Raw genomic sequence first — 25,723 nt, 5'->3', positions numbered from 1 at the left:
AAGACCCTGGTGAGGGTGACCTCTTCTGAACAGGCGGCCACACCAGTTTCTGTCCGGGAGACAGGGGCTTTCAGTCAGACTGTGCCCGGGTGTGTATGGAGTTGTGGTGCGCCTCGGGTAAACTGGCGTCCATGAAAAAAACGCTGCGATTCTTCATCTGGGCGCTCATCATTTGCCTGGCTATCGCCGGTGCCGGTATCGGTGGGGCGGCCTGGTGGGGCTGGAAACGGCCGGTGCCCATGCAAACGCCTGTCATTGATTATGTGATCGAGCCTGGCAGCACGCCACGCCAGATTGCCAAGGCCATGCAGGCGGCGGGTATTGAACTCAATACGGATGCCTTTGTTTTGCTGGCCCGGCTGAGTGGCCGTGACAAGTTGCTCAAGGCCGGTGCCTACGAGGCGCAGGCGGGTGATACCCCCTGGCGCTTGCTGGAGCGGATGGCCAACGGCGATATGACTCAGGTGCGGCTGACGTTTCCGGAGGGCTGGACCTTTACGCAGATGCGTGCAGCACTGGATACCGATCCAGAGGTGAAACATGACACCCGGGGTTTGGATGATCTGGCAATCGCCCAGCATTTGCAAATTGATCGAAACTCTCTCGAGGGCCTGTTTTACCCGGATACGTACGTATTTACGCCTGGCACCTCTGATCTTGATATCCTGCGCCGTGCGGCCAAGGCGGAGGCACAGCTGCTGGATCGCCTATGGGCCGAACGGGATCACGGGCTGCCGCTTGAAAACCCCTACCAGGCACTGATTCTCGCTTCTATTGTCGAGAAAGAAACCGGGCACGGAGCCGACCGCGCAAAAATTGCCGGCGTGTTTATCAACCGGCTGCGGCTGGGGATGCCCTTGCAAACCGACCCGACAGTGATCTACGGTATGGGCAAGGACTACCAGGGGCGCTTGCGCAAGAAAGACCTTGAGCAGGATACGCCCTGGAACACGTATACTCGGGCAGGCTTGCCCCCGACGCCTATTGCAAATCCCGGTAAGGCGGCGCTGCTGGCTACTTTGCACCCAGACCGGCACGATTATCTGTATTTTGTGTCTCGCGGCGACGGGACAAGCGAATTCTCCAAAAACTTGTCGGCGCACAACCGTGCAGTGGGCAAATACATTCTCAAACGGCAGTGACACAATGGCGCAGCAAGGCTGTTTCATTACCCTCGAGGGGGTCGACGGAGCGGGTAAAAGTACCCATGTAGCCTGGATTGCCGCTTGGCTCAAGGCGCAAGAGATCTCGCTGATCGAAACCCGTGAACCAGGTGGTACACCAGTGGGCGAGCACCTGCGCGAGCTTGTGCTGCACCAGCCCATGGACTTGCGTACTGAAACCCTGATCATGTTTGCGGCTCGCAACGAACATTGGCGCACGGTCATACAGCCTGCGCTTGCCCGAGGGCAGTGGGTGCTTTGCGATCGCTACACGGATGCGTCTTTTGCCTACCAGGGCGGAGGGCGCCGACTGGGAGCACCGGCGATTGCTCAGCTGGAGCACTGGGTGCAGCAAGGGCTGGGGCCTGATTGCACATTTTTGTTTGATGTGCCGCTGGAAATCGCACAAAAGCGGTTGCAAAGCGGGCGAGCCCACGCAGATCGCTTCGAACAGGAAGACCAAGCGTTCTTCGAACGCACCCGTCAGGCCTATCACGAGCGTGCACAGGCAGAGCCTGGGCGCTTCGTCGTGATTGATGCCTGTGGCTCAATCGAAGACGTACGGCGGCAGCTGACGGCAGCCTTGCAGGTGCTGGTGTCCCGGCGGCAGGGGCGGGATGGCACGTCGGCAGGTCGCCCATGAGCATGACAGCGTTTTTGCCTTGGCAGCAGACCCTGGCGAGCCAGTGGTTGTCCCAGCAGCAGCGGTTTGCCCATGCCTGGCTTATCCATGGGCTGTCGGGGATCGGTCAGCTGGAATTTGCCCTGGCCGGTGCAGCCAGCTTGCTGTGTGAGGATTCTGCCTCTGGAGTAGCGTGCGGCCAATGTCAGGCATGCCACTGGCTACAGGCGGGCAACCACCCCGATTTTCGTCGGATACGGCCCGATGCGGTGGCTGCCCAAGAAGGGGCATCGCCGGAAGATACTGAGGCAGCGGCCAGCAAGAAGCAGCCCTCCAAGGACATCCGTATCGAGCAAATCAGGGGACTGTTGCCTTGGTTCAACATGGCCACGCACCGGGGAGGCTGGCGTGTTGCCTTGCTGTACCCGGCCGAAGCGATGAATACCATTGCAGCCAACGCCTTGCTCAAGATCCTCGAAGAACCTCCCGCGCATACAGTTTTTTTGCTGGTGGCAGAGGCGCCCGATCGGCTCTTGCCCACGTTGGTGTCCCGTTGCCGGCGCTTGCCCCTGCCAGTGCCAGGTACTTCAGAGTCACTTCAGTGGCTGCAGGCGCATGGCGTGGCGGATGCATCGGCGTACCTGGCCGCGGCAGGGGGCGCTCCTTTGTTGGCGCACCAGTTGGCACAAGGTGGACACGCTGCGGTGCCGGATTTCATTCGTCTGTTTTTGGATCTGGCTGCGCATCATGGTGCGCGCAGCCAATTGGCCGACGCCCTGATTGCAGAAGATGCTGCTGTCTGGGTAGATGCCTTTCAACGCCTTTGGGTGGATTTGGGGCTGTCGGCGCATGGCTTGGGGGTTCGGTACTACCCAGGGCAAAGCAAACAGATCCAGGTGCTGGCTGTCAAGCTGGATCCGCTGGCGCTGGCGCGTACCGGACAGTGGCTGCAAACACAGCGGAGGCTGGTTTCCCATCCCTTAAACGTCAAGCTGCTGGGTGATTATGCGGCCGAACGTCTGCTGCAGGCAGTGAGGCCTTACACTGTCAGGGCCCAATAAATTTTCTTGTTTCAGGCTGCCTTATGTACGTGGATTCTCATTGCCATCTCAATTTCCCGGATCTTCAGGCCCAGTTACCCGATATCCTGGCACGCATGAAATCTGCCCAGGTTGGGCACGCGCTGGTTGTCAGCGTCAATTTGCGCGATTGGCCCGGGCTGATGGCTTTGGTCGAGAGCCAGGCGCACCTGCATGCCTCGGTGGGTGTACATCCCGACAATGATACCGATGATGAAGACGGTGTTGAACCCACCGAAGAAGACCTGCTGCAGCGTGCCCGGCATCCAAAGGTGGTGGCGATTGGCGAAACCGGCCTGGATTACTACCGGCTGCCAGAGCCCCTGGATTGGCAACGAGACCGTTTTCGTACGCATATCCGGGTGGCACGAAAAACAGACTTGCCCCTGATCATCCACACCCGATCGGCGGCAGAGGATACGTTGCGCCTGATGCGTGAAGAGCAGGCAGATAACGGTGTGATGCATTGCTTTACCGAGTCCTGGGAGGTTGCCCGGGCAGCGATGGATCTTGGTTTTTATATTTCTTTTTCGGGTATTGTCACGTTTAAAAATGCGGTCGCTCTGCAAGAGGTTGCACAAAAAGTGCCCCTGGATCGCATGCTTATCGAAACTGACTCTCCCTATTTGGCGCCCGTGCCATATCGTGGCAAGATGAATGATCCCTCCAGGGTGATTCATGTCGCAGAAAAAATCGCCGAGCTTCGGGGTGCCCCGGTGTCTGCCATAGCCGATGCCAGCACACGCAATTTCTTCACACTGTTTAACAAGATCGACGCACACAACTAAGCATACCGCCGGTTTCCCACTGGGGTGGTATCCGTGGGCCTGTGTTCAATCCAGCAAGAGAACCGTCCGATGACATCCAAAGAAATGTTGCTCTGCCGAGAGATTCAATCTGGCAAACGTGTTGTCATGCATTGGCTGATGGCGCTTCTGTTATGCAGTGTTGCCTGGGCGGCCACTGCACAGGCCGCGCAGGCAACTGATGCTGATTGGTGGTCTGCCATCCGCCGCGATGATGTGTCTGAGGTGCAAACCAAGCTGTTGCGTGGTGTCGATGTCAACGCCTTCAATGCTCTGGGAAACCCAGCCCTTACCCAGGCAGCGCGAGAGCAATCCTGGAAAGTGTTCGATCTGCTCAAGTCTGCGCCTGGCGTGCAGGTTGATCTGGCTAATGCGCACAATGAAACCGCGCTGATGTACCTGTGCATATTGGGTAAAACCCAACGTGCGCTTGCATTGATTCAGGCGGGTGCGCAGGTTAATCGCCTTGGTTGGACACCGTTGCATTATGCGGCGTCGAAGGGCCAGGTAGAGACAGCAGAAATGCTGATTCAGCGCGGCGCGATCGTTAATGCACCAGGCCCTGATGGCACCACGCCGCTGATGATGGCCGCGCTGTCAGGCAAGGTAGATATGGCCCGATTGCTGTTGTCGCATGGAGCTGATCCCACCATGTTTAATTCGGCCCGTGAAACCGCCGTGGATTGGGCATTGAAGCGCAATAACACTGCATTGGCAGAAAGCCTGAAAAAGGCTGCACACAGGGTGCAGCAGGCCCGTGCGCGCCAGGGCCAGGGTGCAGGAACAAACAGCGATACGATGGCACCGAAAACAGCGTCCGGGCAGGGCCAGATGCAGGCACCCGATACTTCCAGCGATGATGCGAATTCTTTTTCGCGCTACTTCGATCTGGGAAGATTCGAGGATAGCAACACAGCGCGTTAGCCTTGCTTAGCTGCCTGGCGGCAGGTAGCGGGATTTCAGGATGCCCCGCAACTGCGGGTAGGAGATCATGATCTCCGGCTGGCCCCAGGCATAAGGAGCAATCTCGTAGGGCTGATATTTCACCAGCAGGCCCTGGTCAGTCAGGCCGACATTGTCGCTGCTCACAAACGGCCACATCCGCGCAAAGCTGTCCATGTCTTGTACGGCATCCTGGTGGGCCTGCAGCCAGCGGCTGTGGGCTTGCTTTAATGCGGTATCAAACGCCGGCCGGGCGCCGGGGGCAAGCAGTTGGTCGATTGTCAGTACCTGATTGCTTTGGTTGTCCCAATTAATCAGCTGGGTGCCGGTCATGCCGTGCGCCATGCCTGTGCGATATTGGCCGGCAATGAGCTCAACCACGGTTAACCGCGTATTGCGATAGCGAAGCTTGGCAATCAGGTCGGTTTCGTCACGGGGGCCTGCTGTTTTCCAGAAATATTCTTGATACGCCTGCACGGTGCTGTAGGGTGCCTGACGCTGGGTGTCCAGCCAGGTCATGGCCGCTAAAGCGTGGTCCACCAGTGTGGTGAGCTGTGGATGGCCAGGAAACGCGAGCGAGTCGAGTACCAGCTTTGGACATTCTCCGGTGCAGCCAGGCCGCTTGGCCGACCATTTCACGGGCTGTGCAAACAGTCCGTCTGCGGCAGTGGTTTCGGCCGTTTCTGCCGGAATCAATGGTGCGCCATCCTGTGGCCCGCTGGCGCACGCAGACAGTGCAAGAACCAGGGGCAAGACAAGACCCAGGTGCCAGGATCGTGATGAGCGGGTGCGCTGAAGGGTATGCATGTACCAGTATCCCTTGATTAAACGTGAAGGTGACTGCGCCGGTGCCAGGCTAAAACAGAATATGCCGGTATATCTTGAGCGCCGTAGCAATATGCTTCAGAATCTACCACAGCCGGCTTTAGGAGACCGCATGTTCGACTTCATGTATCAGTTGCCTGATAGTCTTTTGTTTATTTTCTGTGTGATGGTCGTGGGCCTGATTACCGTCCTGTCCTGGGGGGCTATCTGGCTGTTTCGCCTGGCTTGGCCCAATCGTCGTGGCACCGCCATGGTCAACACCATGTTATCGGGTATTTTGCTGCCGGCGGGGCTGGTGATTGCCTTTGTGGCATCAGATGTCTGGCAACAGGAAAACCGTGGCCGGATCGCTGTCGAGCAAGAAGCCATTGCAGTGTCGGATACTTTGCGGGTGGCACAACATCTTCCGCCCGGGCTCCTCGATCAGGCGACAGGCCTAGTCAGCGATTATATCCGTGAGGTGGTCGAGCAAGAGTGGCCCTTGATGGGCAACGGGCAGTCCAGCGCCAAGGCGGAGAGCTTGCTTGACGCCCTGGAACAAACCTCGGTTCAGGTGGATGTGGCGGCCGCAGACGCAGGCCCTGAGCGCACTGGCTGGCGCCTGGCTGCTATGGATTTACGTCATTACACACAAGAGATCGAAAAAGCCCGCAATCAGCGCTTGCTGGTTGCCAGTGGGAAAGTGGTGGCCACCAAGTGGATTGCGGTGCTGGTGTTGTTGTTTGTAGCTGCTTGCGTGATCTGCGAGCTTCACGCGCCGCAACGGCGCGCGATGGTGCTAGCACTGATTCTGTTTTCTTTGGGGTTTGGTGCCACGCTGTATCTGATTGCCTCGTATGATAGGCCTTTTACAGGCTCCACCATCATCCAGCCACGCTCATTGACGCTGATGCTGCTAAAGAATTAGCGGGCCTGGGGGGTATTACCGGCGGTGTTGGCGGATGCCGACGCCGCCTTAAAAATCAGGATTCGCGGTGTATCCTCATCCCGGCGAAGGCCTGCGACACAGGCATGAGCTCGAGTGTGTTGATATTGACTCGTGCGGGGCGGGTTGCCACCCAGGCCACAGCGTCGGCAATATCATCAGCGGTCAGGGGATTTGCACCTTCGTACACCGCCTCGGCACGTGTCTGATCGCCCAGCCGCACTAAAGAGAATTCGGTGCCACCGCACAGGCCGGGCTCGATGTTGGTGACCCGGACACGGGTACCCCAGAGGTCGGCCCTGAGATTCAGGCTTAACTGGCGTACAAATGCCTTGGTGGCGCCGTAAACGTTGCCGCCAGGGTAGGGGTGGTTACCGGCGGTAGAACCAATATTGATGATGTGTCCCTGATTGCGCTTCACCATATCCGGCAAAACACAGTGCACCAGGCGTGTCAGACCCAGAACATTGGTGGCGATCATGCGTTCCCAGTCGGCCATTTTGGCTTCGTGGGCCGGCGCCACTCCCAGGGCCAAGCCAGCGTTGTTTACCAGAACATCCAAGCCGGCAAACCGCTCGCATATCCAGGTGTAGCCTTGCTCGACGGATGCCGGATCGGTGACGTCCATGACCACTGGGCTGAAGCGTTCTCCGAGCTCGGCGTGGATGTCTTGCAGGCGATCCAGACGCCGTGCAGCGCCGATGACGGTATAGCCTTCAGACAGCAGTCGTCGTGCGATAGCTGCACCAAAACCAGCGGATGCGCCAGTAACCAGAGCAACGCGAGGGGAAGAACCAGCCATGAAATCTCCTTGTGTCAAAATATCGCCTAGGCAAGCCACAGGCGCCACTGTGTGGCGGCTGCAATTTACAACGATACCATTGACACCACCATGAAGTCTCTGCATACGCGCCATTCCACCGAGACCCTGTCCGTCCTGATCGAAGGCAAGGTTCAAGGGGTCGGTTTTCGGGCGGCTACGGTTCGGCAGGCCCACGCATTGAAGCTGGGTGGCTGGGTGCGTAATCTGGCGGACGGCCGTGTCGAAGCATTGCTGCAAGGGCCGCACCAGACGGTCGACCAGATGCTGTCCTGGCTGCTGCAGGGGCCGCCGGACGCACGGGTACGTCAGGTGCATCACGAAGAGGTTCAAACCGAGAGGCTCTACGAGCGCTTCGAGCAGATCTGATCCCTGTGCGCTCGTCGTCTGCCTGTCGTCTGTGGGATGCGGTTTGGCGTGTGCCAAGCCTGCGGCGGCTAAGCGTTAAGGCTGCTCGCGCTCAAGCAGCTTGTCCTCGGTGGCTGGTTTTTCGATGACAAGCTCAACCCGACGGTTTTTTGCGCGTCCCTCGGTATCCTTGTTGCTGGCGATGGGGCGCGTGTCGGCATAGCCCACTGCTTTCAGGTGTGCTTTATCCACGCCGTTGGCCAACAGATACCGCACCACGCTGCCTGCGCGTGCAGTCGAGAGCTCCCAGTTTGACGGATATCGCCCGTTGCCACGCACCGGAATCGAATCTGTGTGGCCCTCTACGACGATGTTGTAGCCGCCTTTGGCCAGAACTTCAGCCATGCGCTTGAGGACATCCGACCCGTGGGCACTGAGGTCAGCCTGTCCGGTACCAAAGAGAATTTCGTTATTGATACGCAGGCTGACGGAGCGCTGGTTGACCACAACCTCGACTTCGCTGCCGAGTTCGTCCAGGGGCAGGGCGGCAGCCAGTGCCTGGCCTTCTGATGGACCGGCTGGTTTGTCTGGGGGTGGACTGGCTGGTGTGTGGATAGATGTCGCTGTGGTGCTGGTGTTGTTATCAGGCACTTGGGGAGCGGCTGACTGCACAGCAGTTGCCGGAGCGGCTGACTGATCTGCTGGCAGCTGTGGTGCATGGCTGGGGGTGTCTGTAGCTTGTGCAACGGCGGGTTTTGGCGCTGTGGGTGTCTGGGCGGCAGTGCTGCCAGCCACAGATGTTGTGGGTGCTTGTATGGTTGCTGGTTGGTTGGGTGCCGGGCTGTCGGGTGAAACTGCACTGACTGCTGCAGGTTCAGGACTTGGCGTCGGAGTTGCCGGGGGTTGGGGTTTGGGCGGCGGTGCGAGATCGGCCGGTGTCGGGTAAGCGGAAGCGATCACTGCGGTTGCGTGGTCTGGGTATGCTGATTGCTCGAACGCGGTGTCTGGTGCAGCCGGGTAGGGTAGCGTGGTGTCGGGTGCTGGTATATCTGCAGAGGCCGTGTCGGCCTGAGAATCAGGCAATGCTGCCGGTGCGTGGGAGGCGTAGTTACCCGTGGCAGGTGCGGCTGAGGTCGAGGGGGGCGATGCAGACCGGCCGGGCGCGTCGGGGGCTGACAGCCCGCCAACTAGCCTGCCGGAGAAGGCCAGCATGACGATCATGACGACCAGAAGCAAGGTCATCATATCCAGGTAGGTTAGAAACCAGCCTTCCTCGTGTTCTGGCGCGGGCCTGGGTTCCAGGCCCCAGCGTGCTGTGGCGTCTGGGCTGGTTCTGTGGCGATGGGCCACCTTCCGTGCACGTTGCAGCTCGGCTTCGAGCACCTGCATCCGCTGCATGAACTCGCGGGCGGGTTGGAGTTCGACGGGACCGGATTTCATGAGGATTGGGTGCGTGTGCGGGGAGCACTGTCTTTGATTTCGTCCTGCACGTCAGCGACGAAGGCTTTGAGTGTTTCGCGCATCATCGCCGGGCTGCGCTTTTGACTCATCATCGAGATGCCTTGCGTGATGGTGTTCATTAAAACCAGGCGCTGCTCGGTGCGCCGCTCGAGCTTGACGGCAATTGGCTTGAACACCAGATTGGCCAGGAGCACACCGTAGAAGGTTGTCATCAGGGCCAGCGCCATCTGCCGTCCAATGGCACTGATATCGCCGCCACCCAGCAAAAACAGCAAGTTGACCAAGCCCACCAAGGTGCCGACCATCCCAAAAGCAGGTGCAAAACCCGACATGATCCTGAACAGCTGGGCTTCTGCCTGTTCTTTGGCTTTCATGCGGGCCATGCGCCATTGCAGCAAATCGATGATGTCTTGTTCGGGGACGTTATCGATGACCAGTTGCACGCCGCTGCGCAGAAATGGATTGGAAACTTTTTCCAGAGCGTTCTCTACAGCCCGGATATCGCTTTGCATCCAGATTCTGGAGATCTCGACAAGATCTTCGAGGTCGCGCTCGGCGTGAAGTTTTTCGTGGCGCACCACGCTGCCCATTAATCCGAAAATGCGCAAGACCTCGCGCAAAGGGTACGCAATGAAGGTTGCAGCGGCAGTGCCCAGCAGAACAATGCCAAGCCCGGGCCAATCAATAAACAGACGCGGATCGTCGGCTGAAAACGCCAGAACGAGTGCCAGCAACAAAATGCTGGTGACGATGCCTATCAGGGTAGAAGGATTGATGCGCATGGCAAAAGCAGGCAGCCTGGGTTACCGTAAACCAGCATCTTACCTTGAGTCCTAATTTGGGCCCATTCGGGATATATCTCATCACTTTAATACGCATAATGTGTATTATGTAAAGTAAGATAAATAAGAAGAAAAGGACAGAATCCTGCTTGTAGAAGCGGTCATCCCGACAGTCTGTACGCCTTTGTCGTATGATTCTTCAGTCTGTTGTGTTTTATCTCACCCCTTCATATCATGCTCTCTGGTACTCGAATCGTAGCGTTCGATCGTCCGGACATGGCTAATGGCACACTCAATGTTGCCGAGGCTTGGGCGCGGGTCAACCCGCCGCTGTCGTCCGAAGAACGCGAATTTCAGAAAAACCGCATTCGCCATTTGCTTAAAGCACGCAACGCGGCATTGGTTGCCCATTATTATGTCGACGCCGATATCCAGGATATCGCCGAAGAAACCGGCGGCTGTGTGTCGGATTCCCTTGAAATGGCCCGTTTTGGGCGCGATCATCCGGCCCAGACGCTAGTTGTTTCCGGTGTGCGTTTCATGGGAGAAACGGCCAAGATTCTCAGCCCCGAAAAACGCATCCTGATGCCCGATCTCGATGCCACCTGCTCTCTTGATCTTGGCTGTGATCCGTTGGCGTTTGCGCAGTTTCGAGCACAATATCCCGATCGCGTCGTTGTGGTGTATGCCAACACCAGTGCCGCTGTAAAGGCGCAAGCCGACTGGATGGTGACGTCTTCCATCGGGCTGGATATCGTTGCCGATCTCCATCGTCAGGGCAAGAAGATCCTTTGGGCACCCGATCGTCACCTGGGCTCTTATATTCAGCGAGAGACGGGCGCCGATATGGTGTTGTGGCAGGGGTCCTGCACCGTGCACGATGAGTTCAAAGGGGTCGAGCTCGACCTCATGCGCAAGGATTATCCAGATGCGCAGATCCTGGTACACCCGGAATCCCCGGCCTCTGTGGTGGCCCAGGCCGACGTGGTGGGCTCTACCTCCCGGTTGCTCAAGGCGGTTACTGAATCCCCGGTTACCACGTTTATCGTGGCTACCGACCAAGGCCTGTTGCACAAAATGCGGCTGGCGGCACCGGATAAAACCTTTATTGCAGCGCCCACAGCTGGGGAATCTGCCACCTGTAAAAGCTGTGCTCACTGTCCCTGGATGGCCATGAATTCCCTTAAAGGTGTGGCCGATGCACTTGAGTTTGACCACAATGAGGTCAAACTGGATCCTGCCTTGGGGCGCAAGGCCAAAGTGTGTATTGATCGCATGCTGGATTTTGCTGCGGCCAAACGCCGTAATGTGCGGCCGGGCGCTGATCTTGCACAGGAGCAGGCCCTGTTCTCAAACGTTGGGCCGGCATGAGTTCACAAGATCGCATGATGTCGACATTGCATAACCCCCATGCCCCCTTCCCGCCCGCTCTGCAGGCGGCTTTCGATGCACACATCGATCAGGCTCTGGCCGAGGACGTCGGCACAGGAGATATCACCGGCCTGCTGATCCCTGAGGATCTGGTTAAGACCGCGCGGGTGATTGTGCGTGAAGCGGCCGTATTGTGTGGTGCTCCCTGGTTTGAAGAAGTCATGCGCCGGGTCGATTCGCGTATCGTGCTGGATTGGTGCTATGCAGAAGGCGATTGGATGGAGCCGGGGGCTGTGGTGTGCCGCTTGCATGGTCCTGCCCGTGGCTTGCTCACAGCCGAGCGCACAGCCCTTAATTTCTTGCAGCTGTTTTCGGGCGTAGCGACTGCTACCCGTCGATATGCAGAGCTTGTCACTGGCACGCGAGCCGCTGTGCTGGACACCCGCAAAACCTTGCCAGGGCTGCGCCTGGGGCAAAAATATGCAGTGCGGGTGGGTGGTGGAAAAAACCAGCGCCTGGCCTTGTATGACGGCGTTCTCATCAAAGAAAACCACATTGCGGCTGCTGGCGGGATTGCCCACGTCCTTCAGGCGGCGGACAATTTGCCGGGCAGTGTGCCTGTGCAAATCGAGGTCGAGTCTCTGGACGAGTTTCAGCAGGCGCTGGCGGCAGGGGCGAAATCAGTGCTTCTGGATAATTTCCCGCTCGAGGATCTGCGCGAAGCCGTGCGGCTGAATCAAGACCGGGCCGTGCTGGAGGCCTCTGGAGGCATTACTCACGGCACCGTGCGTGCGATTGCTCAAACGGGTGTCGATCGTATCTCGGTGGGCAGCCTCACCAAAGACATCAAGGCGGTCGATTACTCTTTGCGAATCATGTAATTGCGTTATTGGTGATATTTACCATGCCCGGCCCTAAGCCCAAATGCGCCGGGCATAGGTGCTTTTGGCTAGCGAAACCCTTCTTCAGGGGTCATCACCGTGGGCAGGGCTTTAGGCAGTGTCCAGGGAAAATCCTGACAATAATGCAGGCCGCGGCTTTCTTTGCGTGACAAGGCTGCCACCACCACCAGTGCGGCCACCTGGATCAGGTTGCGACACTCAAGCAGATCGCTGGTTACCCGGTATTCTTGATAGTAGGCTTCGATTTCCTGCTCAAGCAGGTGGATCCGTTGCTGGGCGCGATTCAGGCGCTTTTGAGTCCGCACAATGCCGACGTAGTTGGACATCAGGCGCCGGACTTCGTCCCAGGCATGAGTTACCAGTACGGCTTCGACACCATCGCGTGCCCGGCTGTCATCCCAATCAGGCACTTTGGCTTCTGTGGGTGCCTCACGGGGCTGGGCGTCGATAGCGTGGGCTGCATTGCGGCCAATCACCAGACACTCCAGCAAAGAGTTGCTGGCCAGCCGGTTGGCACCGTGCAAGCCTGTATAGGCAGTTTCACCCACCGCGTACAGGCCAGGGATATCAGTGCGGCCGTTTAGGTCAATCACCACGCCACCGCAGGTAAAGTGCATCGCCGGCACCACCGGAATCGGCATGCTTGTCATGTCAATGCCAAATTCAAGGCAGCGTGCGTGGATGGTGGGAAAATGCTCGCGAATGAATTCGGGAGGGCGATGGCTGATGTCCAGATCAACGTGCGTGAGTCCTCGCTTTTTGATTTCGAAATCAATGGCGCGGGCCACGACGTCCCGTGGTGCCAGCTCCAGGCGCTCGTCGTGCCATTGCATGAAGCGCTCGCCCGCCTGGGCACCGGCCGAGGCTGGCAGGCGCAGTACACCGCCCTCGCCTCGCACGGCTTCGGAAATCAAAAAAGACTTTGCTTGTGGGTGGTACATGCACGTGGGGTGAAACTGCATGAACTCCATATTGGCCACACGGCACCCTGCTCGCCAGGCCATGGCGATACCGTCGCCCGTAGAGGTGTCCGGGTTGCTGGTGTGCAGATAGACTTTGCCGGCGCCACCGGTGGCCAGCACCACTTGGCCCGCCAGTATGGTGCGCACCTGGTCGGCCTGCTCGTCGTAAACATAGGCGCCCAGGCATCGGGCCGGCGTGTGTGGCGAGGGTGTCGCAGCACCAGTGGCATCAAGAATGCGGCTGGTGATGAGTTCGACCCCCGAGTGATGCTCGAGCAAGGTGATATTGTGGTGCGCCCGTACCTGCTGTTCTAACGTCAGCTGTACCAGATGGCCGGTTTCGTCTGCAGCGTGGATGATTCTTCGCTGGCTGTGACCACCCTCGCGTGTAAGGTGAAAGCCCAGCTCGGCACTTTGGTCTGGGGTAAAAGGTACGCCCAGCTGAATCAGCCAGTTGATGGCTGAGGGGCCTTGCTGCACGATGTGGCGGGTGGCTTCGGCGTCGCACAGGCCGGCCCCGGCAATTTGCGTGTCTTCTACGTGACGTTCGTGGCTGTCCTGGGAATCCAGAACCGCTGCGATTCCTCCTTGGGCCCAATTGCTGGAGCCATCCAGCAGTGCTTTCTTGGAGACCAGTGCCACTTTTTTGTCTGCTGCCAGGTGCAAGGCAACAGTAAGGCCTGAGAGCCCGCTGCCGATAATCAGTACGTCGTAATAATGTTCGCCCATATCCCTGCTTGGTGAAATGGCTGGTGCTGCGCAGCGATGCGTGCCAGCCCATCAGCCTGTCGGGATGGCAAAGAAAGCAAAAAACCCTGCCTCAGCCTTGGGCTGCCTGCAGGGTTCTCAGTACAGAATGCTTACTGGGGGGCACCGGCCACCAGCCATTCGACCACTGTTTTGATATCGGCGTCGGAGATCCCTGCGTTGGGAGGCATCGGGATAGGACCGTAATTGCCGGTGCTGCCTTCTTTGATGTGCTTGGTGAGCACAGCGGCTGCATCTGCCTGACCTTTGTGCTTGGCCGCAACTTCTGCGTAGGCCGGGCCGACCACTTTTTTGTCTACAGCATGACAGGCCAGGCAGGCGTTTTTGGTGAGAATGTCTTTGACTTGTGCAAAATCGGGGGCAGCGTGGGCAGCAGTACCCAGAGCCAGCAAAGGAACACATAGGGCCAGTGCAGACAGTTTCATGAGTGAGTCTCCAGTTGTCAATGAAGTTGGATGGTGATCAGCCCAACATTACACCATGAAGCATTGTGGGCCAGGCAAATACTGGTGCGTATTGTAGGCCTTCCCTGCGCAGGACAGGCGTCCTATGATGATAGTTGAACCAACCGGAGGTGTTCATCATGGTACAGGGCGAAAACGCCATCGAATGGGATGTTGAGCGCTGGCTTAATGTCGATGCCCCGTTGTCGCTGGCTGATCTGCGCGGTACGGTTGTGGTGGTGCACGCGTTTCAGATGCTATGCCCAGGATGCGTTTCGCATGGTATTCCCCAGGCACGCGCCATTCATCAGATGTTTCCGGTGGGGCGCCTGCAGGTGATAGGATTGCACACGGTTTTTGAGCATCACGAGGCCATGCAGGAAGTGGCCTTGCGGGCGTTCCTGCACGAATACCGGATTCATTTTCCTGTGGGTATCGACCGCCCAGATCCTCGTGGCAATCCTATTCCTTGCACCATGCAAGCCTGGCGCATGCAAGGTACCCCTACCCTGATTATTCTGGATGCTCAGGGCCGGGTTCGGCTGCATCACTTTGGCCAGTTGGATGACCTACGGGTGGGCGCGGTGATTGGGCAACTGCTGTCCGAAGCGGATTCGATGGCCCCATAAAGCCGGCCAGCAAGTCAATGGGCACCGGAAACACCAGTGTCGATGATTTGTCTCCGGCGATCTGAGTGAGGGTTTCAAGATATCGCAGTTGCATGGCAGAGGGCTCTTGCGCCAACATATTGGCAGCGTCTGCCAGCGCCTGCGCGGCCTGGCGCTCGCCTTCGGCATGGATAACCTTAGCGCGACGATCGCGTTCGGCCTCGGCTTGCCTGGCCATCGCACGCACCATGGTCTCGTTGAGATCGATGTGCTTGATTTCAACGTTGGTGACCTTGATCCCCCAACCGTCTGTTTGCGCATCCAGGATGGTCTGGACGTCCGTATTCAGCTTTTCGCGTTCAGAGAGCATTTCATCGAGTTCGTGCTTGCCCAGCACGGCCCGTAGCGTGGTTTGCGCCAGCTGGCTGGTGGCTTCCAGAAAATGCTCTACCTGGATAATGGCTTTTCCGGGGTCAACCACCCGGAAATACACCACCGCATTGACCTGTACCGAGACGTTATCCCGGGAGATCACGTCCTGGGGTGGAATATCCATGGTGATCACCCGCATATCCACCCTGACCAATTGCTGCAGGAACGGAATCACGATGATCAGGCCAGGCCCCTTTGAGCCTGTAAAGCGCCCCAGCGTAAAGATCACCGCACGTTCGTATTCGCGCAGAATGTGGAACAGCTTGAAGAGCACCAGTAATAAAAAGAGTAGTACCAGCAGGCTCACTCCCGAGCCCAGGTCGAGAAACATCATGAGGATTCTCCAGAAATTTTGTCACCGGAAGGCAGGGGCTCGACAGTCAGCACCAGCCCGCGCACACGCTTGACCCGGATGGTTTGGCCGGGGCTGATGGCCGTGTCTGATCGGGCCTGCCAGATTTCACCGCGCACCAGAACACGACTGGTTCCGCGCGCGTCGGGTTGATCGGTGACCTCGCCCAGCATCCCGAGCAGTTCTTCGTTGCCACCCAACGCCCGGCTGCGATGGGCCTGGATGCCGATGACGGCCGCCAGTACGATCACCAGTCCAAGCAGAATCAGCGCCCACACGGATTGAGTGCCAAAATAAAGCAGCAGCATCTGCAGATCTCCGTCAGCGCGCGTGCTGATCGCGGCGGTTCATGAGCTCGGCAAGCACGACAGCCTGATTGTGTTCGGTATCCTTGGCACCATAGAGCAAGGTGATCTTGCCGCTTTTGGTGGCTGCCAGAATCTCGTCGATTTGTTTGGTCGCCTGTTCGGTCGCCAGCTCGGCCAGGTAATCTTCATGAAATTTCTCCCAGCGTTCGGGTTTGTGATCGAACCACTTCCGTAAATCAGTGCTGGGAGCGAGATCCTTGCACCATTGGTCGTGGTGCAAGGTTTGTTTGGAGATGCCCCGAGGCCAGAGTCGATCGACCAGGACACGATAGCCGTCGCTATTTGCGGGGGCGTCGTAGGCACGTTTGATCTGGACTCGGTTTGTCATGGCTTAGCCTTTACTGGGATGCGTCATATCCAGAGGGATGATCCATTCATCGTACTGCGCATCTGTCAGGAAACCCAGCGCCAAAGCGGCCTGCCGCAGGGTACTGTGTTCTTTATGGGCCTTTTTGGCGATGGCGGCGGCTTTGTCGTAGCCGATGTGGCGATTTAGGGCCGTCACCAACATCAGGTTTTTTTCCAGGTTTTGCTGAATACGCTCGGCGTTGGGTTCGATCCCCAGGGCGCAGTGCTCGTCGAATGACAGGCAGGCATCCGCCAGCAGACCGATGCTTTCGAGCACGTTGTGAACCATGACAGGTTTGTAGACATTAAGCTGGAAGTTGCCTTGTGAACCCGCAAAGGCCACAGCCGCGTCGTTACCAAACACCTGAACGCAGACCATGGTCATGGCTTCGCATTGTGTGGGGTTTACCTTGCCCGGCATGATGGACGAGCCTGGCTCGTTTTCGGGAATGGTGAGCTCTCCGATGCCGCAACGTGGGCCACTGGCCAGCCAGCGCACATCATTGGCGATTTTCATCAGTGCGCCAGCCAGCGTGCGCAGGGCAGCCGACATATTGACCAGTGCATCATGAGCCGATAAAGCAAAAAATTTGTTTTCTGCGCTGCGAAACGGTAAACCGGTGATGTCTGCGATGCGGGCGGCCGCCAGTTCGCCAAAACGCGGATGGGCGTTTAGGCCGGTACCAACCGCTGTACCCCCGATGGCCAGGTCGTAGACACCAGGCAATGCGGCTTGCACTGCGTCCAGGGCAAAATCAATTTGTGCCACCCAGGCACTGATTTCCTGGCCCAGGGTAATGGGGGTGGCATCCTGCAAGTGGGTGCGGCCCGTTTTGACGATTTTCTCGAAGGCCTGGGCTTTGGCATCCAGAGTGGCGCGCAACTTGCCTACCGATGGAAACAGATGCCGTGCCAGCTCGGTTGCCACGGCGATGTGCATGGCTGTCGGAAACGTATCGTTGGAGGATTGCCCGCGATTGACGTGATCATTGGGGTGCACGGGTGATTTGGATCCCATGGCCCCCCCTGCCAGCTCGATCGCCCGGTTGGAGATGACTTCATTGGCGTTCATGTTGGATTGAGTGCCCGAACCTGTCTGGAACACCACCAGCGGAAACTCGGCATTGAGTTTCCCGTCGATGACTTCGGTGGCGGCCTGTTCAACCAGTTTGCCGATATCTGCCGGAAGCTCGCCGAGCTCGGTGTTAGCCTGCGCAGCGGCTTTTTTCAAAACGCCCAAGGCGTGAATCACCGGAGGCTGCCAACGAAAACGAGCCACGCCAATCGGAAAGTTTTGAATTGACCGCTGGGTCTGGGCTCCCCAGTAATGGGCGCTGGGTACCTCGATGGGTCCCATGGAATCGGTTTCAGTACGGCTATCAGCCATGATATCAAGCTCCTGTATCGTTTCGATTGAAGTGAAGGTAAAAACGGAATGCGCCGACGCTAGCTTATGCTGGTGCCGCGAAACAATCTGGCCCACGCAAGAGCCAGATCGATCATCCGGTTGGCAAACCCCCACTCGTTGTCAAACCAAATCAGCAGATTGACAAACTGCCCGTTGTTGACGCGGGTTTGTCCGAGATCCACGATTGCAGAGTGGGGATTGTGATTGAAGTCGATGGACGCATGAGGTTGTTGGGTCCAGGCTAGCAGCCTGGGATGTGCCAACACGGCGTCCTGTATCAGCGCATTGAGATTTTCCACCGTTGTGGCGTGTGCCAGATTGGCAGTGAGGTCGATTGCGGATACGTTAAGAATGGGCATCCTGACGGCCTTGGCTTGGATGCGTCCGGCAAGTTGGGGCAAAAGGCGTTCTACACCTTGGGCTAGGCCGGTAGTTACCGGCACAATCGATTGTATGGCCGATCGGGTACGCCTCAAATCAGAATGGTGATAGCCGTCGATCATGGGCTGGTCGTTCATCACCGAATGCAAGGTGGTCAGAAATGCGCTTTCCACCCCTAGATGGCGATCCAGCAGATCAAGAATGGGAACAACGCTGTTGGTGGTGCAGGATGCTGCAGATACGATCCGGTGTGAGGCCCGTAGTTCGAGATCATTGGTGCCATGCACAATCGTGCAATCGACGTCTCCTGCGCTGTGACCTGGGTTGGACACCAGCAAGCGGGGGCATCCCGCGTCAAGAAAGGCATTGAGCGCGTCCCGGCTGCCATAGGCACCCGAGCATTCAAGTACCAGATCCAGGCCCAGCGAGGCCCAAGGGACGTCTGCCGGCGTGTTGGCATGAAAAACGGCAATGTCCTGGCCGGCAACTCGCAATCCCGATGAAGTGACGCTGACTTCGCCTGGGAAAACGCCATGGGTGGAATCAAACTGCGTCAGATAAGCCATCGACTGCAGATCAGCGGGCTCGTTGATGGCCACCACCTGCACAGCGCCGTAATGTCCGGATTCGATCAGGGCGCGTAAAACGCAACGGCCAATACGGCCATAGCCATTGATGGCGATTTTCAAGGGCTTAGACATGGGGATTAATTTGGGGCCTGCATGATGCACATGGTGTTGCCACGGTTTTCTTAGCCACTGAATCCAGCTACCACATTGCGGGGCGAACCATTGCAAAAGGCCTCGATGTTGTTGCAAACCTGTTTGGCCATCCCGTGGATGGCTTCCTGGCTGGCCCAGGCCACGTGCGGAGTCAGGATGAAATTTGGAAATCGCAGCAGTTTTAATAAAGGGTGATCGGGTGCCGGGGGTTCCTGCGTGGCAACATCAAACCCTGCGCCGCTGATCTGTCCGGTTTCGAGCGCGCGTCCCAGGGCGACCTCGTCCACCAATCCGCCTCGGGCTGTGTTGATGAGCAGGGGCTTGCGCTCCATCAGCGAGAACTCGTCTGCCGAGATCATGTTGCGTGTTTGGGCATTGAGCGGACAATGCAGGCTGATGACATCACTGGTGCGCAAAACATGGCTGAATGATGTGTAGTCTTCAGCAGGGGCATCGGTATCCCGGCGGGCTGCAAATTGCACTCTCATATCAAAGGCGCGGGCGATTTCAGCCACGGCTTCTCCGAGGGCTCCTCGGCCAATGATGCCCAGTGTTGCACCGGCAAGATCCTGGATCGGATAATCAAAATAGCAAAACTGGTTGCTTTCCTGCCAGCGTCCCCGCCCCACCGATTGATGGTATGCCAACAGATTGCGCCTGAGGGCCAGCATCAGTGCAAAGACGTGCTCGGGCACGGAGTGCACGGCGTACTCGCGCACGTTGGAGACAATGATGCTCCGGTGATTGCAGGCATCGAGGTCGATGTTGTCGGTGCCGGTGGCCGTAAGGGCAATCATTTTAAGTTGCGGGGCCTGCTGCAGTATGCTGGCATTGAGCACCACTTTGTTGGTGACAACGATATCTGCAGTACGAATACGCTCGACGACTTCGTCGGGGGATGTCTTTGTATAAGAAACCCATTCGTGGGGCACAGCTGGTGCAGGGATATCAATGGATGCCGGGACAGTGCCTCTATCCAGAAATACGATGTGCAGTGGGTCCATGGACGGGCCTTTCTTCTCAGTCAAAGCGTCAATGAGTCTCTAGTCTACTCTAAGCCAAGCCCGTCAGGGTTTAGTGCCGTTGTGGCGGGAAGTCGACCCTGAGCGTGTATGGCCACGGACAGCCCTGTCTCTTTTGCGGTGGTATAACAGCAGGTGGATTTCACACTGATGGAAGAAACTTCATGAAGCTTTATTACTTTCCTGGGGCCTGCCCGCTGGCTACCCATATCGCACTCGAGTGGATTGGCAAACCCTACGAAACCGAGCGCCTGACCCGTGAGCAAACCAAAGAGCCCGCATACCTCAAGCTCAATCCGGCTGGCGCAGTGCCTACTCTGGTGGATGGCGACTTCGTACTGACTCAAAGTGCGGCGATTCTCGATTACCTGGCTGAACTGAATCCTGAGGCCAATTTGCTGGGCGACACCCCGCGTACACGTGCTGAAGCACGACGTTGGCTCAGCTTTTGCAATTCGGACATGCACCGCACGTTTGCCCTGGTCTTTGGGGCACCGTACTTTAGCGGTGGCGACGAGGCCATTGGCAAGGTGCTTGCCAGCAAGGCCGTCGAAAAGCTCAAGGGTATGTTTGCCCTCGCCAATCAGCGCCTGAAGGGCCGCGAATGGTTGGGTGAGCAGCGCTCTGTGGCGGATCCCTATCTGTTTGTCTTGCTGATGTGGGCTGATGCCAAGCAACTTGCTTTGCCCGACATGGAAAATCTTCGCAAGTTTCAGCAACGCATGCAGGCAGATCCCGGCGTGCAAGCAGCTCTGAAGGCACAAGGCCTTATCTAAGGCAGCCTGCAATAATCATTGGTGGTAAGGCTGCTGTAAAAACAAGGCCAGTGCCGGTTTGCTGTGATCTCCTTACAGCGCCGGCACTGGCCTTGTTCTATTGGCTTACTGGCCGATTACGCGCCCAGATAGGCCTTGCGTACTTCGTCATTGCTGAGCAGATTTGCGCCGGTATCAGCCAGCACCACTTTACCGGTTTCCAGTACGTAACCGCGGTCGGCCACCTGCAGTGCCTTATTGGCATTTTGCTCAACCAAAAACACCGTGACACCCTCTTCCCGGATGGTGCGGATGATGTCGAAGATCTGCGCAATGATCAGCGGAGCTAAGCCCAGTGTGGGTTCGTCAAGCAACAAGAGCTTGGGACGTGTCATCAGCGCCCTGCCGATGGCCAGCATTTGCTGCTCGCCTCCGGACATCGTGCCTGCCCGTTGGTTGGCCCGTTCTTTAAGGCGTGGAAACAGATCGAAGACGTGCTCCATGCTTTCTTCGGTTTGGGACTTATTGAGAAAAAATGCGCCCATGTTCAGATTCTCGGCCACGGTGAGGTCGGGAAATACCCGACGACCCTCTGGTGAAATGGCGATTCCTCGTTGCATCACTGTATGAGTGGGCTGTTCGGTGATGTCCTCGCCCTCGAAGGTGATGCGCCCAGAGCGTGCACGGGGATTACCGCAGACCGTCATGAGCAAGGTGGTTTTACCGGCGCCATTGGCACCAATCAGGGTAACGATCTCACCCTGGTTGACTTCAACAGAGACTTCGTTGAGTGCCTGAATGGCGCCGTAAAACGTACTGACGTTTTCTAGTTTGAGCACGGTTATTCCCCCAAATAAGCTTTGATGACACGGGGATCCGTGCGGACCTCCTCGGGCAGGCCGGTAATGATGGGTTTGCCGTGCTCCATGACCAGAATGCGATCTGAGACGCCCATGATCAGGCTCATGTCATGCTCGATGAGCAACACAGCGACACCGTATTCGCGGCGCAACTGGTCGATCAGGAGGGAGAGATCGTGTTTTTCTTGAGGATTCAGGCCGGCTGCGGGCTCGTCGAGCATCAGCAATCGCGGTTGCGTGATCATGCAGCGGGCAATCTCGAGGCGGCGCTGGTGGCCGTAGGCCAGGTTGCCTGCTTCGCGGTTGGCATACTCGCGAATATTCATGAAATCCAGCCACTGAACCGCCCGCTGCTTGGCCTCAGACTCTGAGTGGCGAAAGGATGGCAGCTTGAACAAACCTTGCAGTAAACCGGTTTGCATCAGCGTGTGCTGGGCCACCAAAAGATTTTCGAGGACTGTCAGGTTTTTAAATAGACGCACATTTTGGAATGTGCGCACCAGGCCGTGACGCGCCACCTTATGGCTGGGCAGGCCGGTGATGGGCTTGCTGTCCATGGTAATGCGTCCGGTGGTGGGTTTGTAGAAACCGCCCACACAATTAAAAACCGTGGTCTTGCCGGCGCCGTTTGGGCCGATGATGGCAAAGACTTCGTTCTTGCGAACGTCAAAATCAATTTGGTCGACAGCCAGCAGGCCACCAAACCGCATGGTCAGCCCGCTGACCTGCAATAAAGATTCACTCATGATTCTAGTTCCACTTGCGGGCGTTTTACTGGTAACAGGCCTTGGGGGCGCCACACCATCATCGCAACCATCACCAGGCCAAAAATCAGCATGCGGTATTCGGCGAACTCGCGGGCGATTTCGGGTACAACAGTAAGCAGTATGGCAGCCAGGATCACGCCAAGCTGAGACCCCATGCCACCCAATACCACGATGGCCAGAATCAGTGCGGATTCAATGAAGGTAAAGGATTCGGGATTGACCAGGCCCTGGCGTGCTGCGAAAAACGCGCCGCCGAAGCCTGCAAACATGGCACCCATAGTGAAGGCCGACAATTTGATATTGCGGGGGTTGAGACCCAGCGAGCGGCAAGCGATCTCATCTTCGCGCAAGGCTTCCCAGGCCCTGCCAATGGGCATGCGGATCAGACGACTGGTGAAATACAAGGTAAACAGCACCAGCAGCAGGGCCATCAGGTACAGATACACTACGACGTGCTCGCTGTTAAACGTCCAGCCCATCATCTCGTGAAAAGTGGGCGTACCGTCCATCGAGCGGCGCGTCATTTGATAGCCAAAGAACGAAGGCTTGGGAATACCTGAGATGCCGTCCGGGCCGCCTGTGAAACTATAGAGGTTGATAAGCAGCAGGCGGATGATTTCGCCAAAACCCAGAGTGACGATTGCAAGGTAATCGCCTCGCAGACGCAATACCGGGAACCCCAGCACAAAACCAAACAGCGCTGACACCAGCCCGGCAAAGGGCAGTGCTTCCCAGAAGCCCCACCCTGCCCAGTGATAAAGCAGTGCATAGGTATAGGCGCCGGTGGCATAAAAGCCGACAAAGCCCAGATCGAGCAAACCAGCAAACCCGACCACGATATTGAGCCCCAGGCCCAACATGACGTAAATCAGGACCAGTGTGGCGATGTCCACTTGGGCCCGGCCAGAGAAAAATGGCCAGACAATGGCAAACAGCACCAGCACAATAATGGCTTTGTGGCGCATGCTGTCGGTGATGGCGGGTATCTGGAATTTGAACTTGCTGGTTTTTTTGCGACGTGACAGCAGTGGTCGCACCATCTGGAATATAAAGACCGCCAGCATGCCGCCGATGATCATTTTCCAGTCGGGTTGCAGATAGGTTTCCTGACCTTTGCGTAGAATCTGCAGGCCATACACAGGCGCGATGATAACGCCCGCCATCAGTGCGGCAATGAAAGAATTCTTGAGGTTGTGCATCATCAGACCTTTTCCACCTCGGGTTTACCCAATAGCCCCGTGGGACGGAACATCAGGATGAAGACGAGCAGCAGGAAGGCAACAATATCCTTGTACTGCGATGAAATAAATGCGGCTGCGAAGGTTTCGGCCAGGCCCAGCAGCACACCGCCCAGCATTGCGCCGGGGATGCTGCCGATGCCTCCCAGGACGGCGGCGGTAAATGCCTTGATTCCGGCGATGAAGCCAATAAACGGATTGAGCTTGCCGATGGCAAGTGCAATCAGCACGCCACCGACGGCAGCCATCATGGCGCCAATCATGAAGGTGAACGAGATGATCCGGCTGGTGTCGATGCCCAGCAGATTGGCCATGTGAAGATCTTGCGAGCAGGCCCGGGAGGCTTGTCCGGTGCGCGAGTACTTAATGAAAAGTGTCAGTCCCAGCATCATCAGGATCGTTACTACGATAATGAGGATTCTGGAGTATGGCGCGGTGACGGAGAAATCACTGGCCCCGATGGTGAAATTAACTGAGCCGTTGATCAGCGCCGGGACGGCCATGTCGCGGGCGCCCTGCCCGGTGGCTACCCAGTTTTGCAGAAAAATGGACATACCGATGGCGGAAATCAGGGGAACCAGCCGGGGGCTGTTGCGCAGCGGTGCATAGGCTACTTTTTCGACGGCGAAACCATAGACGGCCGTGACCAGAATTGCCATGATCAACATGATGAGGATCATGATGGGTAGTGGCAGGCCGCTATTGATGCCGATCGCAGAAAGCGTAACCAAGCCAACATAGGCACCGATCATGTAGATTTCGCCATGGGCGAAATTGATCATGCCAATAATGCCGTAGACCATGGTGTAGCCGATCGCGATCAGCGCATAGATGGCACCAAGCGACAGGCCGTTAAACAGCTGTTGCGTCAGTAGAGGGAGCAAGTCGGACATAATGGCGGGGATATACAAGGTGATGGCAAAGCCCGAAGGCCTTGCCGAAAACAGCCCCGGCCGTGACCAGGGCCTGCCGAGCCCTTAAGGCTGGATCTGGGTCATGTTGCCGTTGGCGTCCCAACGGAACACAGCAAACTCGAAATGTTTGAGGTCGCCCTTCGCATCGTAGTCTACTTTGCCAATACCAGTATCAAAGCTGTTTTTATGCATGTAATCAGCAACTTTGTCGGGATCAGGACCCACGGCATTGATGCTGTCTGCCAGCACTTGAACAGCCGCATAGGCTGTCATGGTAAACGCACCATCCGGGCTGCGTTTGTATTGCTTGAAGTTCTCGAGAATCTTTTCATTGCCGGGACGCTTCGTGAAATCGGCTGGCAAGGTTACCAGAAGCTTATCGACTGCCGGGCCAGCAATGGCAGTGAGATCTTTGTTGGCAACGCCTTCAGGACCCATAAATTGGGTATCCAGCCCTTGTTCGCGTGCCTGGCGCAGCAATAAGCCAAGCTCAGGATGGTAACCACCAAAGTAAATCAGATCGGGGCCCAGCGCCTTGAGCTTGGAGATGACTGCAGAGTAATCACTGTCGCCTACGTTGATCCCTTCGAACATGGCGATATTGACGCCGGCTTTCTCGAGGGATTTTTGTACCTGGGTAGCGACACCAGAGCCATAGGTTTGCTTGTCGTGCAAAATGGCCACTTTTTGTGGTTTGATTTGCTTGGCAATGTAATCGGCTGCAAACGGGCCTTGTTGGTCGTCGCGGCCGATGGTGCGAAAGAAGTAATGCGGCTTGATGGTGTCGGTAACCAGGGGCGAAGTTGCACCCGGGGTGATCGCGACAATGCCTTCTTGTTCGTAGACATTGACGGCAGGCACGGTAGTGCCCGAGCAGGCGTGTGCCACCGCAAATTTGGCACCCGAGTTGACCACACGGTTGGCTGCAGGAACGGCCTGTTTGGGTTCGCAGCCATCGTCAATCAGCAGGGCTTCGATTTGCATGCCTTTGATGCCGCCGGCAGCATTAAGCGCATCAATGGCTGTGAGTGCACCAGCCTGGATCTGGTCTCCGTACTGAGTGTTGGGGCCTGTCATGGGCTGGGGGATGCCGATCTTGAGTGTGTCGGCGTGTGCCCCGGCCGCCAGCGACATTGCGCCAAAAGCCAAAATAACGGGGGTGATACGCAAAGTGAACGTCATTCGGGATGTCTCCGGTAGAGGCGCCGCTGGTATGAAAGAACCCGATCGGGTGCTTGAGCCAGGGGCGTGAAGCGTTGGTTTTCTGCTTCCGCCCTGAGCGGCAGGCGTATTCTGACGACTTGCTCCGGAGGTGTCACTACGGTTAAT

28 protein-coding genes are annotated in these 25,723 nt (G+C 57.3%); 11 read left to right on the top strand and 17 right to left on the bottom strand.

Translation table 11 applies throughout. From position 1 onward, the window contains the following. Positions 1-131 precede the first annotated feature (131 nt). The 5 genes from mltG to WA928_RS04235 all read left to right on the top strand — a co-directional run bounded on the left by mltG (position 132) and on the right by WA928_RS04235 (position 4,594). Positions 132-1,142, top strand: a complete 1,011-nt coding sequence (mltG, locus tag WA928_RS04255) for an endolytic transglycosylase MltG (RefSeq protein WP_424300005.1) — start codon at positions 132-134, stop codon at positions 1,140-1,142. Positions 1,143-1,146: 4 nt separating this feature from the next. Beyond that, positions 1,147-1,806: a dTMP kinase gene (tmk, locus tag WA928_RS04250; protein ID WP_424300002.1), complete on the top strand. Its 660-nt coding sequence runs from the start codon at positions 1,147-1,149 to the stop codon at positions 1,804-1,806. Beyond that, positions 1,803-2,846: a DNA polymerase III subunit delta' gene (gene holB / locus WA928_RS04245; protein ID WP_424299999.1), complete on the top strand. Its 1,044-nt coding sequence runs from the start codon at positions 1,803-1,805 to the stop codon at positions 2,844-2,846. The genes tmk and holB overlap by 4 nt, the downstream gene beginning before the upstream one ends. A 23-nt stretch (positions 2,847-2,869) precedes the next feature. Next, complete coding sequence (locus WA928_RS04240) at positions 2,870-3,652, top strand: TatD family hydrolase (RefSeq protein WP_424299996.1); 783 nt, start codon at positions 2,870-2,872, stop codon at positions 3,650-3,652. 69 nt (positions 3,653-3,721) lie between these two features. Next, complete coding sequence (locus tag WA928_RS04235) at positions 3,722-4,594, top strand: ankyrin repeat domain-containing protein (protein ID WP_424299993.1); 873 nt, start codon at positions 3,722-3,724, stop codon at positions 4,592-4,594. Between the two features lie 6 nt (positions 4,595-4,600). On the opposite strand, the gene WA928_RS04230 is transcribed toward WA928_RS04235, so the two are convergent. Beyond that, on the bottom strand, positions 4,601-5,419 hold the full coding sequence (locus WA928_RS04230) for an RsiV family protein (RefSeq protein WP_424299990.1): 819 nt from the start codon (positions 5,417-5,419) through the stop codon (positions 4,601-4,603). 130 nt (positions 5,420-5,549) lie between these two features. Here WA928_RS04230 and WA928_RS04225 point away from each other — a divergent pair, with 130 nt between their 5' ends. Next, entirely contained in the window at positions 5,550-6,344 is a 795-nt protein-coding gene (locus WA928_RS04225; RefSeq protein ID WP_424299987.1) for a hypothetical protein, read from the top strand. Between the two features lie 55 nt (positions 6,345-6,399). On the opposite strand, the gene WA928_RS04220 is transcribed toward WA928_RS04225, so the two are convergent. After that, a complete protein-coding gene (locus WA928_RS04220; RefSeq protein WP_424299984.1) occupies positions 6,400-7,164 on the bottom strand; it encodes an SDR family NAD(P)-dependent oxidoreductase in 765 nt (254 codons plus the stop codon). Positions 7,165-7,254: 90 nt separating this feature from the next. Here WA928_RS04220 and WA928_RS04215 point away from each other — a divergent pair, with 90 nt between their 5' ends. Beyond that, positions 7,255-7,551, top strand: coding sequence for an acylphosphatase (locus WA928_RS04215; protein ID WP_424299981.1), 297 nt, complete (start codon positions 7,255-7,257; stop codon positions 7,549-7,551). 75 nt (positions 7,552-7,626) lie between these two features. On the opposite strand, the gene WA928_RS04210 is transcribed toward WA928_RS04215, so the two are convergent. Together WA928_RS04210 and WA928_RS04205 are read right to left on the bottom strand one after the other, a co-directional pair. Further along, complete coding sequence (locus WA928_RS04210) at positions 7,627-8,970, bottom strand: OmpA family protein (RefSeq protein ID WP_424299978.1); 1,344 nt, start codon at positions 8,968-8,970, stop codon at positions 7,627-7,629. Continuing rightward, positions 8,967-9,773, bottom strand: coding sequence for a motility protein A (locus WA928_RS04205; RefSeq protein ID WP_424299975.1), 807 nt, complete (start codon positions 9,771-9,773; stop codon positions 8,967-8,969). The genes WA928_RS04210 and WA928_RS04205 overlap by 4 nt, the downstream gene beginning before the upstream one ends. 234 nt (positions 9,774-10,007) lie before the next feature. Between WA928_RS04205 and nadA the strand changes: the two genes are divergently transcribed. Further along, positions 10,008-11,144: a quinolinate synthase NadA gene (nadA, locus tag WA928_RS04200; RefSeq protein WP_350384028.1), complete on the top strand. Its 1,137-nt coding sequence runs from the start codon at positions 10,008-10,010 to the stop codon at positions 11,142-11,144. Continuing rightward, positions 11,141-12,025, top strand: a complete 885-nt coding sequence (nadC, locus tag WA928_RS04195) for a carboxylating nicotinate-nucleotide diphosphorylase (RefSeq protein ID WP_424299972.1) — start codon at positions 11,141-11,143, stop codon at positions 12,023-12,025. The genes nadA and nadC overlap by 4 nt, the downstream gene beginning before the upstream one ends. A gap of 68 nt (positions 12,026-12,093) precedes the next feature. On the opposite strand, the gene nadB is transcribed toward nadC, so the two are convergent. Next, positions 12,094-13,737 carry an L-aspartate oxidase gene (gene nadB / locus WA928_RS04190; RefSeq protein ID WP_424299969.1) on the bottom strand — a complete coding sequence of 548 codons (1,644 nt, stop codon included), beginning with the start codon at positions 13,735-13,737 and terminating at the stop codon, positions 12,094-12,096. Between the two features lie 131 nt (positions 13,738-13,868). Then, entirely contained in the window at positions 13,869-14,195 is a 327-nt protein-coding gene (locus WA928_RS04185) for a c-type cytochrome (RefSeq protein ID WP_424301107.1), read from the bottom strand. Positions 14,196-14,359: 164 nt separating this feature from the next. Between WA928_RS04185 and WA928_RS04180 the strand changes: the two genes are divergently transcribed. Then, positions 14,360-14,848 (top strand): redoxin domain-containing protein, encoded by a 489-nt coding sequence (locus WA928_RS04180; RefSeq protein ID WP_350384034.1) that lies wholly within the window; start codon positions 14,360-14,362, stop codon positions 14,846-14,848. On the opposite strand, the gene WA928_RS04175 is transcribed toward WA928_RS04180, so the two are convergent. Genes WA928_RS04175 through WA928_RS04150 form a run of 6 tightly spaced genes read right to left on the bottom strand, consistent with a single transcriptional unit; the run spans position 14,733 to position 19,842 of the window. After that, positions 14,733-15,593 carry a slipin family protein gene (locus WA928_RS04175; RefSeq protein ID WP_424299966.1) on the bottom strand — a complete coding sequence of 287 codons (861 nt, stop codon included), beginning with the start codon at positions 15,591-15,593 and terminating at the stop codon, positions 14,733-14,735. The genes WA928_RS04180 and WA928_RS04175 overlap by 116 nt on opposite strands. After that, complete coding sequence (locus WA928_RS04170) at positions 15,590-15,919, bottom strand: NfeD family protein (protein WP_350384036.1); 330 nt, start codon at positions 15,917-15,919, stop codon at positions 15,590-15,592. Before WA928_RS04170 ends, WA928_RS04175 begins: the two co-directional genes overlap by 4 nt. A gap of 13 nt (positions 15,920-15,932) precedes the next feature. Next, positions 15,933-16,307, bottom strand: a complete 375-nt coding sequence (locus tag WA928_RS04165) for a DUF488 domain-containing protein (RefSeq protein WP_424299962.1) — start codon at positions 16,305-16,307, stop codon at positions 15,933-15,935. 3 nt (positions 16,308-16,310) lie between these two features. Beyond that, complete coding sequence (fumC, locus tag WA928_RS04160; protein WP_350384039.1) at positions 16,311-17,714, bottom strand: class II fumarate hydratase; 1,404 nt, start codon at positions 17,712-17,714, stop codon at positions 16,311-16,313. Positions 17,715-17,773: 59 nt separating this feature from the next. Beyond that, positions 17,774-18,817, bottom strand: coding sequence for a type I glyceraldehyde-3-phosphate dehydrogenase (locus tag WA928_RS04155; protein WP_424299959.1), 1,044 nt, complete (start codon positions 18,815-18,817; stop codon positions 17,774-17,776). Positions 18,818-18,867: 50 nt separating this feature from the next. After that, positions 18,868-19,842 (bottom strand): D-2-hydroxyacid dehydrogenase, encoded by a 975-nt coding sequence (locus WA928_RS04150; RefSeq protein WP_424299956.1) that lies wholly within the window; start codon positions 19,840-19,842, stop codon positions 18,868-18,870. Between the two features lie 182 nt (positions 19,843-20,024). On the opposite strand from WA928_RS04150, the gene WA928_RS04145 reads away from it, so the two are divergent. Continuing rightward, on the top strand, positions 20,025-20,636 hold the full coding sequence (locus tag WA928_RS04145; protein ID WP_417276856.1) for a glutathione S-transferase family protein: 612 nt from the start codon (positions 20,025-20,027) through the stop codon (positions 20,634-20,636). A 116-nt stretch (positions 20,637-20,752) separates the two neighbouring features. Here WA928_RS04145 and WA928_RS04140 read toward each other — a convergent pair whose 3' ends face one another. The 5 genes from WA928_RS04140 to WA928_RS04120 form a co-directional block, all read right to left on the bottom strand. Then, on the bottom strand, positions 20,753-21,454 hold the full coding sequence (locus WA928_RS04140) for an ABC transporter ATP-binding protein (RefSeq protein WP_350384047.1): 702 nt from the start codon (positions 21,452-21,454) through the stop codon (positions 20,753-20,755). Positions 21,455-21,456: 2 nt separating this feature from the next. Next, a complete protein-coding gene (livG, locus tag WA928_RS04135; RefSeq protein ID WP_350384049.1) occupies positions 21,457-22,221 on the bottom strand; it encodes a high-affinity branched-chain amino acid ABC transporter ATP-binding protein LivG in 765 nt (254 codons plus the stop codon). After that, the gene (gene livM / locus WA928_RS04130; protein WP_424301103.1) at positions 22,218-23,447 is read right to left on the bottom strand and encodes a high-affinity branched-chain amino acid ABC transporter permease LivM; all 1,230 of its coding nucleotides are present in this window, start codon (positions 23,445-23,447) and stop codon (positions 22,218-22,220) included. Before livM ends, livG begins: the two co-directional genes overlap by 4 nt. Continuing rightward, positions 23,444-24,373, bottom strand: a complete 930-nt coding sequence (livH, locus tag WA928_RS04125; protein WP_350384052.1) for a high-affinity branched-chain amino acid ABC transporter permease LivH — start codon at positions 24,371-24,373, stop codon at positions 23,444-23,446. Before livH ends, livM begins: the two co-directional genes overlap by 4 nt. A gap of 84 nt (positions 24,374-24,457) precedes the next feature. Beyond that, a complete protein-coding gene (locus tag WA928_RS04120; RefSeq protein ID WP_417250877.1) occupies positions 24,458-25,576 on the bottom strand; it encodes a high-affinity branched-chain amino acid ABC transporter substrate-binding protein in 1,119 nt (372 codons plus the stop codon). Positions 25,577-25,723: the final 147 nt, after the last annotated feature.

Origin of the sequence: Castellaniella sp., from assembly GCF_049651205.1 — a bacterium.
In the GTDB taxonomy this organism is placed as follows: Bacteria; Pseudomonadota; Gammaproteobacteria; order Burkholderiales; family Burkholderiaceae_B; genus Castellaniella.
This window is presented reverse-complemented; position numbering and strand designations above follow the sequence as displayed.